Genomic DNA, 16,058 nt, shown 5'->3' with positions numbered 1-16,058 from the left:
CCCTCCTGCACGAAGAAAAAGTGAAACCCCTCCCGCAAAACTGCACATTTGCAAACCTCAAGATCCGACCCGCAAACCAATGTTTGCAAAAGAGCCGTTTTTATCAACCCTTAGCCACAATCAATCATCATTTTCTTTTAATGAAGTTCTTTACATATTTCATATTTTTGTGCAATTAAATGCCACGCTAACCGATTAATAAATGCAGAAACTAATAGATTACATCGAACAATTTGTAAAACTGGATAGAGAATCGATTGAAGCAATAGAAAGCCTTGCTGAAATTGAAATCTATAAGAAGAATCTATTGATTCTTAAACCAGGTGAACGATGCAATAAAATCTGGTTCATTAAAAAAGGCATGGTTCGAAAATACCATTTACACGATGGTGAAGAAATTACCTCGTGGATTCATACCGAAAATGAAACTTGTACATCCTTGCAAAGCTATGCTCAAAATACTCCTTCCGAAGAATATCTGCAAACCTACGAAGATTCTGAACTCATTAGTATTACAAAAGACAATAGTGAGAAACTGGCTGAATTTCCTAAAATTGTAGCTTTTGTAAATGCCATGATGGGCCGGGAATTTGCAAATATTGATAAGCATACAAAAGCACTTAATCAGCGCGATGCAAAAGGGAGATATGAATATTTGAGAGAAATTGCACCTGAAATACTTAAACGTGCAAAAATCGGGCACATTGCTTCAATTATAGGAGTATCAAGAGAAACCGTCAGCAGGATTAGGAAAGCATAATTTTGTGACCTACATCAAAAGAAAACATCCTTTTCCTTTTCAACTTTGCCAAATAAAATTTTTTAAGAAATGGCAAAGAAATCAATTTACAAAACAGAGACTGGGAAACAACTTATTCAAAACAGCTATTCCCAATTACTTTCAAATTGGGTTCAACCCAGTACACAACGGTTTTTAAAAACACAACTTGGTGATACATTTGTAATAGAAAGCGGAAAGGCTGATTCCCCAGCTGTTATTTTATTGCATGGCTCCGGTTCAAATTCAGCAATGTGGATGGCCGATGCAGCAAAATTATCGGAACATTACAATGTATTTGCTGTCGATATCGTTGGCGAATGCGGTAAAAGTGCAGAAACACGCCTTCCTTTCAAAAACAATCATTACTCCGATTGGTTGCTTGAAATTATTAATCGGTTAAACATTTCAACAACAGCTATTATCAGTAATTCATTGGGTGGATGGATTGCCCTCGATTTTGCAATTAAATACCCCGAAAAAATTTCCAAACTAGTTCTGATTGCAACAGCAGGAATTACCAATATCCGCTTAAAAACGGTTTTTTGGATTATTGTAACATCACTTTCCGGTCAAAAAGGATTTAATAAACTCAACCAGTTGGTTTATGGCGATTTAGAAATTGACCAACAGAGTTTGGCATTTGCAAATCTTGTCAGGCAACATTATGCGCCAAGAACCGATGCATTGCCTGTTTTTTCTGACGAGAAATTACAACAAATTAAATGTCCGGTGTTATTCATTGGTGGCGAAAACGATTGTTTCTATGTTTCAGAAAAAACGGCTAAACGAATTCAAAGAAACATCCAATATGCAAAATCGATGGTGCTTAAAGATTCGGGGCATGTGGTGGTCAATCAAACAAATAATATCATCCCATTTTTAGGAAAATAAATGCATGATTATGGAAAATTTAAAGACAATTGTAAAAGGTACAACAGCTAAGTTATCCTTTGTCTGTGCAGGTAAAATCTATTACCACATTGAAACCGAAAAACATCTATACCAGTTGGAAATAAAGAGTATGGACGAAGAGCTTAAAACAACCTATATGGAAAAGAGTATAAGGCAATTACACTTATGCGCTGGATTCGAAAAGGGATTGAGAATACAAACAATACATTTATTCAATTAAAATAGATGGCTATGGTATTTCAATTTAAAGGAGAATTGCAGTTCCTAATCAATAAAGCTCAAAACGGACAAAAAGAGGATGTTGACTATATTATGAGTTGTTTAACAATCGAATCAAGTCTTGCAACAACACGCTATGTCGATTTTGCGTTGAGCCTAATTGAACCAAATTCAAACGGATTTGAGCGGATAAAATACTACTTGTTTAATGGAACATTAATACAGCGAAATTATGCAAGCCTCTATTTGAACCGGCTTGGCGAGTGGAAACCTGTAAAAGAAGCATTTGAGAAAGGATTGAATTGATGAAATTCAGGCATTTGCTCGTTAATTAGGATGAAGAAAACTGAAGTAATTTTTTGATAAAAATAAAATAGGGTGTATTTTTACAGCACTAAAATTTTTGGATGTTTAATATTAATTCGGAACTGGTAAAGTAAATAATCATCGTCTTTCTTGGCTTTGATTATACCATTTGCAACTCAGACAAATTCTTGTCGGAGTTTTTCTTATGTATTTTATTTTAGTGTAATTTTAGATTGATTATGAGGGGCACAAACTCTTGTATCAATTGATAATAATTTTAAACATCATGATTGAGAATTATTCAATTGAAGATTTCAAAGACTTCTTAAAAACATATATTACTTTACCGGAAAATGACTGGAACCAAATAAAAGCAGAATTCGAACCACAAGTTTTAAAAAAGAATGAAATGCTACTTGAAGAAGGTTCCGTTTGCCGGTATTTTTACTTTTTCAACGAAGGTTTATTCCGTTTTTGCTGTAATATCGACGGAGAAGATATAACAAAGACTTTTTGTAAAGCTCCTTATTGTTTTACATCGAAAATAAGTTTCCGCAATCAAACACCAGCAAGCGAAGGCATTCAGGCTCTTGAAAAATGCGTTGTATGGCGAATCACTTACGAACAATACAAAAGGCTGGAACAAATAGCATCCTGGAATACTTTTATGCGAAAACTAATGAACGAAATTCAGGAATTTCTTGAAAATCATTTGTTGGAGTCCAAAATTTTAACTGCGGAACAGTATTACGATAAGTTACTTGAACGTTTTCCGGCTGATTTTATGCAAAAAATACCCCTTAAACACTTAGCATCTTTTCTGGGTGTAGCACCTCAATCGATGAGCAGAATAAGAAACAAGCTGCACAAAAAATCGAAGAAGTTAACATAGGTGAATTTTTATCTCTGACTTTTGATTGAATTTTGTATCAGATAAATAGGATACAAATTCATGACAAGTCTAAAAGCAAAAATAATGATTGGGCTAATGCGAAATCGGCATTTGTTCAAAGGCAGGTTAAGAAAAGAGACGCAGAATGAAAGTGTTGAAGCTGTATTGAAGTTTCGGGCGGCATGCGAAAAAGGTGCTGAACGTTTTGGAAAACTTCCTGAAGGCATTAGCATTAAACAGGAAGTTATACACACCATCATAACCGAGTGGATAATACCTGAAAATGCACTTGAAAACAAACTGATTTTCTATGTGCATGGTGGTGGCTATGTTTCGGGCTCATGTAACGACCATCGTGCGCTGGTTTCGAAAATAGCACTTAATTCAGGTATTACCACTTTGTTGTATGAATACGGGCTGGCACCTGAGAACCCATTTCCTGCAGCCTTAGACGATTCGTTAAATGTATATAAAGCAGTTCTTGAAAAGGGATACAAGGCTGAAAATATTCTAATGATGGGTGAATCAGCAGGTGGTGGGCTCTCTTTGGCATTACTTTTAAAGCTTCGCGATAATGGTATTCCGCTTCCTTCGGCTGCTGTTGCTATTTCGCCCTGGACTGATTTAAGTTGCTCAAGCGAAACATACCTTACCAAAAACAAGGTTTCGTTAGCCCCGCTCAATAGCTGGAATGTTTTTAGCCATTACTATGTTGCGAAAAGCGATGTGCGGAATCCCTACATTTCACCCTTGTTTGGCGACCTGAAAGGATTACCGCCTCTTTTTATCAATTCCGGAAATAGTGACGAACTGTTCGATGATGGTAAGAAATTCGCTCAAAAAGCAAAACAGGCAGGTGTCGATGTGTTTTTCAGAGAAGGAGAAGGCATGGTGCATTGTTATCCAATGATGGCTCCGTTCTTTCCTGAAGCTACCGAAGCCATGAACGAGATTGTGCAATTTATAAAGCAGCACCTTGATAAGTGAGAAATTTTCAAATAAGAATCGCAATGAAAACAGAAAACATCATCATAAAAGAAACAGCAAACAAAGACCTAACAGCAATATTTGAGGTAGAAAGCCAGGCTTTTGGACACGATAAAGAAGCTCGTTTAACCGAAGCACTGTTAGGCGATTCTACAGCTAAACCTGTTTTGTCGCTACTGGCATTTTATAATGAAAAGGCTGTTGGGCACATCCTTTTCACAAGGGTTTATATGAACGAGATGTCAGAAAATCAGCCACTAATGCACATACTGGCACCCTTAGCAGTAATTCCAGAATATCAAAAAAAAGGAATCGGTAAAATGCTTATTATGGAAGGGCTTGAAAAACTAAAACAATCAGGTTCGGTTTTGGTCTTCGTACTTGGCCACATAGGTTATTACGACAGGCATGGATTTGTTCCTGATGCTGCCAAACTTGGTTACCAGGCACCTTTCCCTATTCCCGAAGAATTTGCCGATGCATGGATGGTGCAATCATTGAATTCCTCAGATATTAACCTTGAAAAAGGAAAAGTATTATGCGCCAATGAGCTGAATAAACCGGAGCATTGGAGGGAATAAGGTTAAAATCTCATATCACTTAAAAAAATAGTAATGCAACAATTCAAGCAACATATTAGCAGGCAAATAGAACTTAACGCTGGTAAAAACCTGTTTGCCCAACAAGACGGATTATTTCGTTTTATGGCCTTGCCTGATTCTATAATGCAGAATTTAAAGGCCATAACCAAAAGCGAAGAAAATGCTTTAGTAAGTATGGCCACTTCGAAATCCTTGGAAGCATTTTATAGGTTGAACCAGTATTACTATTTCAGCAATGACGATAAAGAGAAGTTAAAGGCTATTTACGCCAGTTTGTTTCAATATCTAAAAGGCCATAATGATTTATCGTTGTACGAAGAAAAGCATTACAATAACTTAAAAAGATGGCTGGCAGAAACGAATCCATTTGCCATGAAATTGTATGCTGATAAAAACGAAAAACTTCAGGAGGTAGTTTGCGAAGAGTACAATGTCCAACTTCAACTGGATTTATTACGCATTGATCTGGATGGCATCAAAGAGCCGATCCTGGATATTGGTTGCGGTAAAAATGGTGAATTGGTAAAGTATTTAAGGAAATCCGGGATTGAAGCTTTTGGTTTCGACAGGAGTATAACCAATACTGAATTTTGCAATGATACTGATTGGTTCGATTATCATTATGGAAATGAAAAATGGGGAACAATTATTAGTAACCTGGGCTTTTCTAATCATTTCAATCACCATCATCTCCGCACAGACGGAAATTATGTTGCATATGCTCAAGCATATATGCAAATCCTTCATTCCTTAAAATCTGGCGGCTCATTTCATTATGCGCCTGCATTACCATTTATTGAACAATTTCTCGATAAAGAGAAGTTTGAGATTAGCACATATAATGTGTTCAATTCTGAGTATCAGGCGAGCATTATAAAAAAGAATTTTAAGAAGTAAACCACATTTATTAATTGATACAATGAAACGATACAACAGAAAACGACAGCTTAGTCTTTACTTAGGTTGGATTTTAGTAGTTATTGGTCTTTTACTATTGACCAACACGCTAAGAGCCCAATCAAATTATCCACAAATGGTTACATCGAAAGATGGGACTCAAATTTCTTATGAAGTTTATGGTGTTGGTGAGCCAACACTTGTGTTTGTGCATGGCTGGAGTTGCGATGCCAGATATTGGCGCAAGCAAGTGCCCTATTTCTCCAAAAAATATAAAATAATTTTGGTTGACCTTGCCGGACATGGCCATTCGGGTATGACCCGTGAAAAATATACCATGAAGGCGTTCGGCGAAGATGTTCAGGCCGTAGTTGAAGAAACAGGTAGCCAAAACGTACTGTTAATAGGCCACTCCTTTGGAGGAGCTGTAATTGCTGAAGCAGCACGGTTAATGCCGCAGCGAGTTAAGGGGCTTATTGGAGTAGATACCTTTGAAAACATTGAATACCCCTTAAGTCGCGATGAGTACAATGGTATGATGGCTCCATTTCAGGAAAACTTTCAATCTGGAACTCGTCAGTTTGTAAAGCACATGCTTCTTCTGAATGGCGACACTCTACTTAATGAGTGGATTATGGCGGATATGTCAGCAGCACCTCAATCAGTTGCTATTAGCTCAATGGAAGAATACTTGTCACAAAGTATAACCGGAGAGGCTGCTGAAATGTTTAATGAAATTCATCTTCCTGTTGTGGCAGTAAAAGGAGATTTGTGGCCTGTTGATTATGAGGCAAACCGACGACACATGCATTCATACGATGCTATTGAGATTAAAAATACTGACCACTTTTTGATGCTGAACCGCCCTGATGAATGTAATGAAGCCCTACAGCAAGCAATAACGAAAATCATAGAGAAGAACAATTAGACTAACGACTTTTAATAATTACTGACCAATGAGTAACGAACAACAGACAATTCACGAATTTGACTTGAATATTATCCACGATTTCTTTTCAAATACAGAACGACAAGGCCCTGGAAGTAGTGAAGAAACGCTGAAAGCACTTAGTTTTATAGAAGGGCTTACCGGAAAATCTAAAATAGCCGATATTGGTTGTGGAACAGGTGGTCAAACCATGGTGTTAGCTCAAAATACAAGCTGCGAAATTATTGGTATTGATGCTTGTCCTGATTTCATAAATCAATTCAATAAAAATACTCAAACCAGGAATTTTCAAAGCAGGTTAAAGGGAATAATTGGAGATATGAAAAATCTTCCGTTTCAGGATAAAGAATTAGACTTGATTTGGTCGGAAGGCGCGATTTACAACATTGGCTTTGAGCGTGGACTGAAAGAGTGGCGAAGATTTTTAAAACCGGGTGGATATATCGCAATTACTGAAAATACTTGGTTTACCGAAGAGAGACCTGCCGAGATTGAACAATTTTGGCAAAAAGCCTATCCCGAGATAGATACTATCCCGAACAAGGTTCATCAAATGCAAAAAGCAGGATATCTCCCGGTTGCTACATTTAAAGTCCCCGATACGTGTTGGACAGACTATTATGCTACTATGGAAGAAGTACAAAAACCTTTTCTGAAAAAGTATAAAGGCAACCGAACCGCAGAACAATTTATAGAATATCAGCAATACGAAACAGCGTTATACAACAAGTACAATAGCTATTACGGGTATATGTTTTACGTTGGAAAAAAGCTATAAAACAGAAAATAATGGCCCCAAAAAATAAAGTAGATTCCTTATCCGAAACGCACATAAATTCTATTATATCCAAGAATTTTGGCCGTACCGATTATTCCGATACCTATCGGGTTGTTTACAATGGAGTAAGCAATGTCGATGCCCTTTTATCAAAAATATTCTCGGTTCCCCGATGGGTAAATAACCTATTAAAGTTCCGCGATAAGCTGGTTGGTAGCTTTGGCCTTAAAACCGGAAAAGAAAGTTTAACCCTGGATTATTATCCGGTAGGCTCTAAGGCTGTTTTCTTTAAGGTTATTGCCCGTAACGAAAACGAAATTGTAATGGCCGAAGACGATAAACATCTAAATTTTCGCACATCGGTTTTAGTTGAATGTAGTGGCAACAATACAACTGTATACCAATCGACCATAGTTCGCTATAATAACATTTGGGGACGCTTGTATTTTTTACTGGTTAAGCCAATACATAGAATCATAATGAAATTGTTGTTGAGAAATGTGAATTGAAAACTAAACATGGAGATTAAGTTCTACTTTGAGAATAGTGTTAGATAATGAAATACTTTTTTGAGGTTCAGACCTTCACGTTTGAGCGAAGCGACTTATTTATTACCTGAATTTTGTACACAAAAAGAAAAAGCAGGAAGAATGAACACCAATAAAAACGTTAGTCAGGAAATAGTTTCTGACCCAACACCTCTATTGTTTGATAGTACGATCTTATTAGAATGTATAATTATTTCGATTATTAAACTTAGAGGTTTTATAAAGAACTATCTAAAACTGTAAACATATGTATAAAAGAATCATTGTTATAGCCAGCGCAATAGTTGTATTATTCAGTTGTACCTTAAAAAAGGAGGATACTAAAAAAGCAAAATCAAGAAGCGATATTCCATCGGAATATAAATGGGATATATCAACCCTATGCAACGATTCATCCGCATGGACTAACGATTATGCTAAGATTGAAACTGAAATTGAAAAATTTGCTCAATCTGAGTTAAAATTAGATAGTCCACAAAATCTATTTGCCACATTGTACTATCAAGACAGTCTTTATAACGAGTTACTTCGATTATATCTCTACGCCATGATGCAGGAGCATGTTGATTTAAATGACGAATCGGCTCAGGCTATGCGTATGCAAATGGATATTCTTGAGAGCAATTTTTATGAAGGGTTTGCTGTAGTTGAAAGAAGTGTATTAAAACTTGACTCCTTAAAATTAAAAAAGTGGATAGCCGTTTACCCAAAATTGAATCAATATGATTTTTATATCAAAGACTTAATTCATAGACAAAAACATATTCCAACGAAAGAACAAGCACAAATTTTAAGCAATTATTCTTTACCGAGCGAAACGATTAAAGGAGTTTATAACGAATTGTTTTACAGTGATCTTACTGAACCGGATTATGATTATTTAAATCCGAATAGAAGTGAAAGAATAAAAAGTTACGAGGAATATACCCACTTTTTCAAGTCGAAAAGGAATACTGTTGCAGCTTTAATAGTTACCGATATTCAATTAAAATATGCTTATGCAAAATCTATTGGATATGCTAGTGTACTTCATGAAGATTTATACAATGATAACGTACCGGTTCAACTTTATCACAACTTGTTATTGGCTATGAAGACGGGCTCAAAAGCAATACAGAAATATCACCGCTTAAGAGCCGAAATTCTCGATGTGGAAGATTACCAGGCATCGGATAAAGATTTTCGTTTACACACATCCTCAGAAGAATATAATTATGATACGGCAAAAACAATGATTAAACATGCATTAATTCCGTTAGGCCCCACTTACCAGAGCTATTTAGATTCCATGTTTACTAATAATAAGATTGATGTTTTTGATAACGAAGGCAAGGTGAGCACAATGGCATATACGGTTTCAGCTTTTGGCAATTCTCCATTTCTGTTAACCACCTACCAAAACGAGCAATCCGACATCTTCGACTTAATTCATGAATTAGGGCATTCCGTACACGTTATGTTTTCAATGGAAAGTCAACCCATTTCAACATATGAATCATCCATTATTAAAGATGAAATAACATCTACTTTAAACGAGCTGTTTCTTACCGATTATTTATTGGAAAACGCACACAACTCTGAAGAAAAGCTGCATGTGTTGGAAACTGCCATTAATAACATTGAGTATTATTTCTCGCAAGCCAAAGTGACTGATTTTACATACCGGGTTTTTTCCGAAATTGAATCAGGAAACTCTGTGACGGCTTCAACTTTAGACTCATTGTTTATGCAAACCCTCAAGGATTACAATAACAGAAAATATGTGGACAATAGTTCAGCAAGTAACTGGACAATGTATGGCATGTTAGACTATTATAGTTATAAATATGTTCTTTCAATGACTGTATCCTTGCTGTTTTATGAATCAATTAAAAATGAGGGTGATAAAGCCATCCAGCAATATCTCGATTTTCTGAAAATGGGAGGTGATGATTATCCGTTGGACCAACTGAAAAAAGCAGGTATTCATTTAAATAATGAAAAAAGTTTAAGTGCTATCGTAGACTATACAAAAACCCTGGTTGATAGGTATGAGGAGGAGTTAGCAAAAGCTGAACAATAATAATTTACAGATTTTGCGTTAAACCACACTTTTATGCATCATACAATAAAACCAAACCCAATGACAAAGAAGTTAAGCGATGAAAAACAATAACATTATTGATTTTGACAAGGTTGCAGACATTTATGATTTCTATGTAAATGTCACATTTGATATTCCATTTTTCATAAAAGAAACTGAAAATCATGGAGGAGAGATATTAGAATTAATGTGTGGAACCGGAAGGGTTTCCATCCCACTTTTAAAAGCAGGCAAAAAAATGACTTGCGTTGATTATTCTAAAGGAATGCTTGATTCATTCAAAGAAAAAATCAAAAATGAAAATTATCCTGTTGACTTAGTGAAAATGAATGTGACGGATCTTAAACTAGATAAAAAGTTTGGATTGATAATATTGCCTTTTCACTCCTTAAGCGAAATTTTAACAACAGAGAAACAACAAGAAGCATTAACAGGTATTTCAAATCATCTTGAAACCGGAGGAACCTTTATTCTAACATTACAAAATCCTGTAAGCAGACTTAAGCAGGCAGATGGAATAGAGAGGGTTATTGGAAAATTCTCCATCGATAAAAATAACCATATGATTATGTCATTCACTAACCAGTACAATGCAAAAAATGATATCGTTTCCGGCTATCAGTTTTATCAGATTTATAATGCTGATAACATCATGACAGAGAAAAGATATTTAGAAATAAATTTTAAACCCATCCAACTAAATACATTAAAAGAAATGGTTTCGAATACAGATATGCAAATCACCGCGATCTATGGAGACTATTCATATAACGAATTTAACATTCAGAAAAGTGATTTTATCATATGCAAGCTAACGAAGTAATAAAAAAAGAAAAACAATTATCGGCAAAGAGGTTAAAGCATTATCTGGAGCCAAATTCAACTTTTTCGTGCACAGATGGAGGAATACCACTCAATCGGATACTATTCTTATATCCTACCTTATGCACCGTGAGAAAAGTTCAAATAATGTTTATATCATGATCAAACAAATTAAAACTCCAATGTGGGATCAAATGCAGGTGTTTTGTAAACACATTGCAGACCATCAAATCCGGATGATATTAAAATTTAATAGTATGCTTAATGATTCCTTGCTGAGAGCTGCAATTGAAATTGCGATCAGACAAAATCCAATCATTTTTGCCAAATTTGTTGAAGAAGACAAACATGCCTTTTGGCGTTTTTCAAGGAGTGAGGTTGATAAAGTTTTCTTATACAAAGAATGTAATGATCCGGAACCTGTATTGAATAAGACGATCTTAGAAAGAATTGAAAGTTCTACAGAACCACAGTTATTTATAACCTTGATCCGCTCAAAGCGATCGAAATCCGATATTTTGGTCTTAAACTGCAATCATGCTATTACCGATGCTGCCGGAGTAAAAAACTTTGCATATCAGTTGGCTGAATTGTATAACGATGTATTGAATAACTTGACTTTTATTGAATCACCCTATCATCCAATGCGAAGTTTAACGGTTTTATCCAACGATCTGAAATTCAAACAAAAATTGGACGTATTGAAAGTTACTGCCTCCAATAAAAAAAGTGCCCCAACTTTTCATCGTCCAATTAAGGTCGATCAATTGCAAAATCCGGATTTCAAAATATATTCAGTCGCTCCTGCTGCTTTTGAGAGGATCAGGAATTTTGGAAAACAACATGGAGCTACAATTAACGATGTGTTATTGTCTTTGTTTTATAAAACCTTTAAATCGCTTTTACCAAATGTGAATGAGACAAACAGGTTAAGCTATGCATCCGATTTAAGGGTGTTTATGGCTGCCGGGGAGTACGATGTTTTGTCGAATTTTTCTGCCATTCATAACATCGATATCGATAATTCAATTGTTGTTTTTGAGGATATAGTAAAAGAGATTTCGCGACAAACAACCATAAGAAAACAGAAAAAATATAGCCTGGCAGACTTTCCTGTAATAGCAATGCTTTTTAAGGTAATGCCTTACAACAAGCTTAAAAATGTATTCCATAAACAATTCGATACAATTAAAGAGGGTAAGTTGCATGCAGCGCCAAGCTTAACCAATATAGGTGTCATTGAAGAAACAAAACTAAATTTCGACGGAATGTTTCCGGAGAATGCTTATGTGCTTGGTGGAGTAAACCATCCGGCTTTATTTCAAATAGCTGTTTCAACCTATAAAAAACAGATGACAATATCAATTGGAACCTATTTTAATGATACGAACAAAGCTTTTGCTACAAAATTCATTAATGAGTTTCAATCGAATATTAACAAAGAAATAGTGGGCAAGATGCCTGAAAATCCTTCTGGATTAGAAAATTAAAAAGTAACCCAAAAGTATAATTCTCAATTAAAATCCAAACATGAAAATTTACTACATTTTATTCGTGTTGTTTTTTACACAGCCCCAGCTAAGTGGGCAGAATATTACAGGTAAGTGGTACGGTTTGCTCGACCCCGAGGGGGAAGCACTTCGTATTACACTAGATATAGAACAAACCAAAAGAAGCTATAAAACTACCTTATTTAGCATCGACCAAACGACTGAAGGCTTTGAAATGAAACGTAGCAAATTGAAAAACTCAATCTATTCAACAAAAGCCTTACTTGGTTTATTTAGATTTAGTGGTGCTTATACCGGAGATTCCATTGCAGGTACTTTCATACAATTTGGAATGAAATATCCTTTAGTTTTTACCCGACAGAAAATCGAGAAAACCGTTTTTAAAAGAGCTCAAGAACCTGAACTTCCATTGCCGTATTATACCGAAGATGTTAAGTTTGCTAACAACACAGATAGTGTTACTCTGGCAGGAACCTTGAGCTTACCGGGTAGGGAAAGAGCGTATCCGGCAGTTATCCTGATTTCGGGCAGCGGGCCCCAAAATCGCGATGAAGAACTGGCCAGGCATAAGCCTTTTTTGGTGCTTTCGGATTATTTAACCCGAAATGGTATTGCAGTTTTACGTTACGACGACCGGGGATATGGTGAATCAACAGGTTGTCACGAATGTGCAACAACAGCCAATTTTGCCGGCGATGTTAATGCTGCCATTGAATATTTAAAAACAAGGACTGAAATTGATATTAATAACATAGGACTTATTGGTCATAGCGAAGGCGGCATGATTGCACCAATGGTAGCTTCAGAAAACAGTGATGTGAGTTTTATTGTAACACTGGCAGCACCCGGAGTTTCGTTAAAAGAAATTGTTTTAAAGCAAAACGAATTAATAGCAAGAGCCGAAGGAGAATCGGAAGAAAAAATTGCTTTAGACAGAACCATCACTAATAAAGCAATGGATATGATTGCCGAGGCTGATGATGTTGATGTGCTACAAAAACAATTATCAAAATACATTAAAAAGGAAGCCAGAAAACACAAAAAGCTTATTAAAGAAGAATCGAGTGTAAAAGATTATGTCGACTTTTATTTGTCGGAGTATGCCAATGTCTGGATGATTTATGCCTTAAATTATAATGCTATAGAATATTTTGAAAAGGTACAATGCCCATCTTTAATTCTGAATGGCAAAAAGGACTTACAGGTCGATTCTGAAGATAACTTATTAGCCATAGAAAAAGCGTATAAAAACAGTGGCAACAAAAATGTGAAGTTTATCGAGTATCCAAATCTTAATCATTTGTTTCAGGAATGCGAAACGGGTAGTCCAAGTGAATATTCTGCTATTGAACAAACCATTTCACCCAAAGTGCTTGGCGACATTACAAGATGGATACAAGGTATTATTGATTAAACAGGCTTAATAGTTCAAGTATATGATACGAAATATTTTTAGACCTAAGTGGTTGTTGTTTATCGTACTGTTAATTGCAGTTATTTTCTTCATTGCAAACGCTTTTCAAGCTCCTCAGTTAAGATGTGCTTTAGTCCACTTCTCCAATTTTAAACAGGTTTCGGATAAAATTTATGTAAGCCCGGAACTGGATAAATCAACCTGCGATAGTTTAAGGTTATTGGTTACTAAAGCTATACAGCGTAACAAAGAATTTTGGTTAACCCAACCCGAAGAGTTCACACTTATATTTTGTTCTTATGATTCTGAATTGGAGCGATATACAGGAGTTAAAAATGCACAAACATTAAGCCATATAACTCCTTTCGAAACCTATATTGTTTTGGGCCCTCGAGGCTATAATTTAGATATTATAAGTCATGAAATTAGTCATTCCGTGTTGTTTCAGGTTGTTGGCTATAAAAATATAGCGCATAAAATTCCAGTCTGGTTTAATGAGGGTTTAGCCCTTCAGGTAGATTACCGCAAGGACATGATGGATGGCCAGGTGGAGAATAACTACAAAACAAATCCTGAATACCTTGATGGCATTTCAGATTTTACCAACTTTCATACGAGCAGTTGGAGTGAAACCCGGAAGCATTACTTAGCCTCGCGTTACGAGTTGAAACATTGGCTGGATCAGAATCATAGTAAGTTGGAGTGTTTTTTAGTTGGTATAGCTGAACAACCGGACTTTATAAAGTATTATTCCGATTATACATTAACAACCAATAGTTCTGAAGTAAATTAAGTAGTTATGCCAAATTTTAAGTTTGAAAATAAGAAGGTTTATTATAAAACAACAGGGCAAGGAGAGCCTCTGATGTTGCTGCATGGCAACACCATGTCGTCGAAAATGTTTGGTACAGTAATTAAAAAATATGCCAAAAACTTCAAGGTTATTCTTGTCGATTTTCCGGGGCACGGAATGTCAGACCGGGTTGAAAAGTTCGAAACTGATTTCTGGTATTATAATTCTGAAGTAACATATGCGCTAATACAGGAATTGGAATTGGAAAAAGTTTCGGTTGTCGGAACAAGCGGGGGTGCATTGGTTGCTCTTAACCTTGGTTTAGAACATCCGGAATGTATAAAATGCTTAATAGCCGATAGCTTTGAGGGCGAATTCCCGTTAACATCCTATGTTGAAACAATTGAGAAAGATCGGGAAGCTGATAAGAAGAAACTATTAGCAAAAGTTATATGGTGGTATTGCCATGGATCCGATTGGGGAAAAGTTGTTGATCTTGACACTTTAGTTAATATTGAGTTTTATAAAACGTGCAAATCGTTTTTTCATAAATGCATTTCAGAACTCAACGTGCCGACATTAATTACCGGAAGTAAGAAGGATGAATATTGCGATCAACTGGATAAAATTTATAGCGACTTAAAAAAGAAAAATGAAATGCTGGATATCTATCTGTTTGAAAAAGGAAGTCATCCTGCCATGATTTCGAATAAAAATGAGTTTTTAGAAATTGTTAAGCAGAAAATTAACCACAATTAGCATCATTTCAAATTAAATAAAAAGAATAGAGAATGGGATACTATATTGATTTAACCAAAATTAGTTTAAGTAAATACAAAGAGATTCTGGAATCAGCTGATTTACTACCTGGCAGAATGATATTAAAGAATAATCTGGATTCTAATTTCGAAGTGTTAAAACGTGAGGGAATAAAAAACGTTGATGAAATACTAAAGGCTTTAAAAAATAAGAAAAGCATAAACAATTTCGCACTAAAGAGTGGATTAGAAGAAGAATATCTAACTGTTTTGGTTCGTGAAATTAAAAGCTACCAACCAAAACCTAATAAAATAAGCGATTTCCCGGGAGTATCTGAAACTGATGTGGTGAAATTAGAAGGAATTCAAATAAAAAACACAGTGCAGCTATTTGAAAAAGTGACAACTAAGCAAAAAAGGGATGAAATAAGCAAACAAACTGGAATTGATGAAGTTGAGTTACTAAGAATTACAAAGTTAACTGACCTATCAAGAATACGATGGGTTAATCACACTTTTGCTTTTGTGTTATATGAGGCAGGATACGATACTGTTGCAAAGGTTGCAAACGCTGATTTTGAAAAGCTGTATCATGATGTAAAGCTTCTGAATGAAGAAAGAAAGCTTTACAAGGCTCATATTGGATTACACGATATAAAACTTTGTGTTGAAGCAGCGAAAGATGTGTCATTAGAAATCGATTATGAATGCTGAATGTGAAGCTATTTGATTTAACATATCTCGCAACAGAAATAGATAATAATGTTGAGCCGCAATAAAATACTGCTGTGCATAATCTTGATTTG

The 16,058-nt window shown here is 35.6% G+C and carries 18 protein-coding genes; all 18 read left to right on the top strand.

The window, feature by feature from the left end:
* Positions 1 to 202: 202 nt before the first annotated feature.
* On the top strand, positions 203 to 760 hold the full coding sequence (locus GR929_RS13520; protein ID WP_159520650.1) for a Crp/Fnr family transcriptional regulator: 558 nt from the start codon (positions 203 to 205) through the stop codon (positions 758 to 760).
* A 69-nt stretch (positions 761 to 829) separates the two neighbouring features.
* On the top strand, positions 830 to 1,672 hold the full coding sequence (locus GR929_RS13515) for an alpha/beta fold hydrolase (protein WP_159520648.1): 843 nt from the start codon (positions 830 to 832) through the stop codon (positions 1,670 to 1,672).
* Between the two features lie 10 nt (positions 1,673 to 1,682).
* The gene (locus GR929_RS13510; RefSeq protein ID WP_159520646.1) at positions 1,683 to 1,913 is read left to right on the top strand and encodes a hypothetical protein; all 231 of its coding nucleotides are present in this window, start codon (positions 1,683 to 1,685) and stop codon (positions 1,911 to 1,913) included.
* A gap of 11 nt (positions 1,914 to 1,924) precedes the next feature.
* Positions 1,925 to 2,218, top strand: a complete 294-nt coding sequence (locus GR929_RS13505) for a hypothetical protein (protein ID WP_159520644.1) — start codon at positions 1,925 to 1,927, stop codon at positions 2,216 to 2,218.
* 286 nt (positions 2,219 to 2,504) lie between these two features.
* Positions 2,505 to 3,110: a Crp/Fnr family transcriptional regulator gene (locus GR929_RS13500; RefSeq protein WP_159520642.1), complete on the top strand. Its 606-nt coding sequence runs from the start codon at positions 2,505 to 2,507 to the stop codon at positions 3,108 to 3,110.
* A gap of 84 nt (positions 3,111 to 3,194) precedes the next feature.
* Entirely contained in the window at positions 3,195 to 4,097 is a 903-nt protein-coding gene (locus GR929_RS13495) for an alpha/beta hydrolase (protein WP_159520640.1), read from the top strand.
* Positions 4,098 to 4,120: 23 nt separating this feature from the next.
* On the top strand, positions 4,121 to 4,678 hold the full coding sequence (locus GR929_RS13490) for a GNAT family N-acetyltransferase (RefSeq protein ID WP_159520638.1): 558 nt from the start codon (positions 4,121 to 4,123) through the stop codon (positions 4,676 to 4,678).
* A gap of 33 nt (positions 4,679 to 4,711) precedes the next feature.
* Entirely contained in the window at positions 4,712 to 5,596 is an 885-nt protein-coding gene (locus GR929_RS13485) for a methyltransferase domain-containing protein (RefSeq protein ID WP_159520636.1), read from the top strand.
* Between the two features lie 22 nt (positions 5,597 to 5,618).
* Entirely contained in the window at positions 5,619 to 6,524 is a 906-nt protein-coding gene (locus GR929_RS13480; RefSeq protein ID WP_159520634.1) for an alpha/beta fold hydrolase, read from the top strand.
* A 28-nt stretch (positions 6,525 to 6,552) separates the two neighbouring features.
* The gene (locus GR929_RS13475; protein WP_159520632.1) at positions 6,553 to 7,323 is read left to right on the top strand and encodes a class I SAM-dependent methyltransferase; all 771 of its coding nucleotides are present in this window, start codon (positions 6,553 to 6,555) and stop codon (positions 7,321 to 7,323) included.
* An 11-nt stretch (positions 7,324 to 7,334) separates the two neighbouring features.
* Positions 7,335 to 7,832, top strand: coding sequence for a DUF2867 domain-containing protein (locus GR929_RS13470; protein ID WP_159520630.1), 498 nt, complete (start codon positions 7,335 to 7,337; stop codon positions 7,830 to 7,832).
* A gap of 286 nt (positions 7,833 to 8,118) precedes the next feature.
* A complete protein-coding gene (locus GR929_RS13465) occupies positions 8,119 to 9,933 on the top strand; it encodes a gluzincin family metallopeptidase (RefSeq protein WP_159520628.1) in 1,815 nt (604 codons plus the stop codon).
* 79 nt (positions 9,934 to 10,012) lie between these two features.
* Entirely contained in the window at positions 10,013 to 10,777 is a 765-nt protein-coding gene (locus GR929_RS13460; RefSeq protein ID WP_159520626.1) for a class I SAM-dependent methyltransferase, read from the top strand.
* A gap of 157 nt (positions 10,778 to 10,934) precedes the next feature.
* Complete coding sequence (locus GR929_RS13455) at positions 10,935 to 12,266, top strand: hypothetical protein (protein ID WP_159520624.1); 1,332 nt, start codon at positions 10,935 to 10,937, stop codon at positions 12,264 to 12,266.
* Positions 12,267 to 12,306: 40 nt separating this feature from the next.
* A complete protein-coding gene (locus tag GR929_RS13450; RefSeq protein WP_159520622.1) occupies positions 12,307 to 13,701 on the top strand; it encodes an alpha/beta hydrolase family protein in 1,395 nt (464 codons plus the stop codon).
* A gap of 22 nt (positions 13,702 to 13,723) precedes the next feature.
* The gene (locus GR929_RS13445) at positions 13,724 to 14,494 is read left to right on the top strand and encodes a hypothetical protein (RefSeq protein WP_159520620.1); all 771 of its coding nucleotides are present in this window, start codon (positions 13,724 to 13,726) and stop codon (positions 14,492 to 14,494) included.
* A 6-nt stretch (positions 14,495 to 14,500) separates the two neighbouring features.
* Positions 14,501 to 15,253 carry an alpha/beta fold hydrolase gene (locus GR929_RS13440; protein WP_159520618.1) on the top strand — a complete coding sequence of 251 codons (753 nt, stop codon included), beginning with the start codon at positions 14,501 to 14,503 and terminating at the stop codon, positions 15,251 to 15,253.
* 32 nt (positions 15,254 to 15,285) lie between these two features.
* Positions 15,286 to 15,966, top strand: coding sequence for a DUF4332 domain-containing protein (locus GR929_RS13435; RefSeq protein ID WP_159520616.1), 681 nt, complete (start codon positions 15,286 to 15,288; stop codon positions 15,964 to 15,966).
* Positions 15,967 to 16,058 lie beyond the last annotated feature (92 nt).

Origin of the sequence: Sunxiuqinia indica (assembly GCF_009847015.1) — a bacterium.
Lineage (GTDB): Bacteria > Bacteroidota > Bacteroidia > Bacteroidales > Prolixibacteraceae > Sunxiuqinia > Sunxiuqinia indica.
The sequence above is the reverse complement of the archived record's forward strand: the minus strand, read 5'-3'. Positions and strand labels throughout refer to the sequence as shown.

Excerpts from the sequence above, each read along its gene's own strand:
- GR929_RS13440 (WP_159520618.1), top strand. The coding sequence starts at position 14,501 with ATGCCAAATTTTAAGTTTGAAAATAAGAAGGTTTATTATAAAACAACA.
- GR929_RS13460 (WP_159520626.1), top strand. The coding sequence starts at position 10,013 with ATGAAAAACAATAACATTATTGATTTTGACAAGGTTGCAGACATTTAT.
- GR929_RS13500 (WP_159520642.1), top strand. The coding sequence starts at position 2,505 with ATGATTGAGAATTATTCAATTGAAGATTTCAAAGACTTCTTAAAAACA.
- GR929_RS13480 (WP_159520634.1), top strand. The coding sequence starts at position 5,619 with ATGAAACGATACAACAGAAAACGACAGCTTAGTCTTTACTTAGGTTGG.
- GR929_RS13515 (WP_159520648.1), top strand. The coding sequence starts at position 830 with ATGGCAAAGAAATCAATTTACAAAACAGAGACTGGGAAACAACTTATT.
- GR929_RS13445 (WP_159520620.1), top strand. The coding sequence starts at position 13,724 with ATGATACGAAATATTTTTAGACCTAAGTGGTTGTTGTTTATCGTACTG.
- GR929_RS13495 (WP_159520640.1), top strand. The coding sequence starts at position 3,195 with ATGATTGGGCTAATGCGAAATCGGCATTTGTTCAAAGGCAGGTTAAGA.
- GR929_RS13485 (WP_159520636.1), top strand. The coding sequence starts at position 4,712 with ATGCAACAATTCAAGCAACATATTAGCAGGCAAATAGAACTTAACGCT.
- GR929_RS13475 (WP_159520632.1), top strand. The coding sequence starts at position 6,553 with ATGAGTAACGAACAACAGACAATTCACGAATTTGACTTGAATATTATC.
- GR929_RS13510 (WP_159520646.1), top strand. The coding sequence starts at position 1,683 with ATGGAAAATTTAAAGACAATTGTAAAAGGTACAACAGCTAAGTTATCC.
- GR929_RS13465 (WP_159520628.1), top strand. The coding sequence starts at position 8,119 with ATGTATAAAAGAATCATTGTTATAGCCAGCGCAATAGTTGTATTATTC.
- GR929_RS13435 (WP_159520616.1), top strand. The coding sequence starts at position 15,286 with ATGGGATACTATATTGATTTAACCAAAATTAGTTTAAGTAAATACAAA.
- GR929_RS13450 (WP_159520622.1), top strand. The coding sequence starts at position 12,307 with ATGAAAATTTACTACATTTTATTCGTGTTGTTTTTTACACAGCCCCAG.
- GR929_RS13505 (WP_159520644.1), top strand. The coding sequence starts at position 1,925 with ATGGTATTTCAATTTAAAGGAGAATTGCAGTTCCTAATCAATAAAGCT.
- GR929_RS13490 (WP_159520638.1), top strand. The coding sequence starts at position 4,121 with ATGAAAACAGAAAACATCATCATAAAAGAAACAGCAAACAAAGACCTA.
- GR929_RS13470 (WP_159520630.1), top strand. The coding sequence starts at position 7,335 with ATGGCCCCAAAAAATAAAGTAGATTCCTTATCCGAAACGCACATAAAT.
- GR929_RS13455 (WP_159520624.1), top strand. The coding sequence starts at position 10,935 with ATGATCAAACAAATTAAAACTCCAATGTGGGATCAAATGCAGGTGTTT.
- GR929_RS13520 (WP_159520650.1), top strand. The coding sequence starts at position 203 with ATGCAGAAACTAATAGATTACATCGAACAATTTGTAAAACTGGATAGA.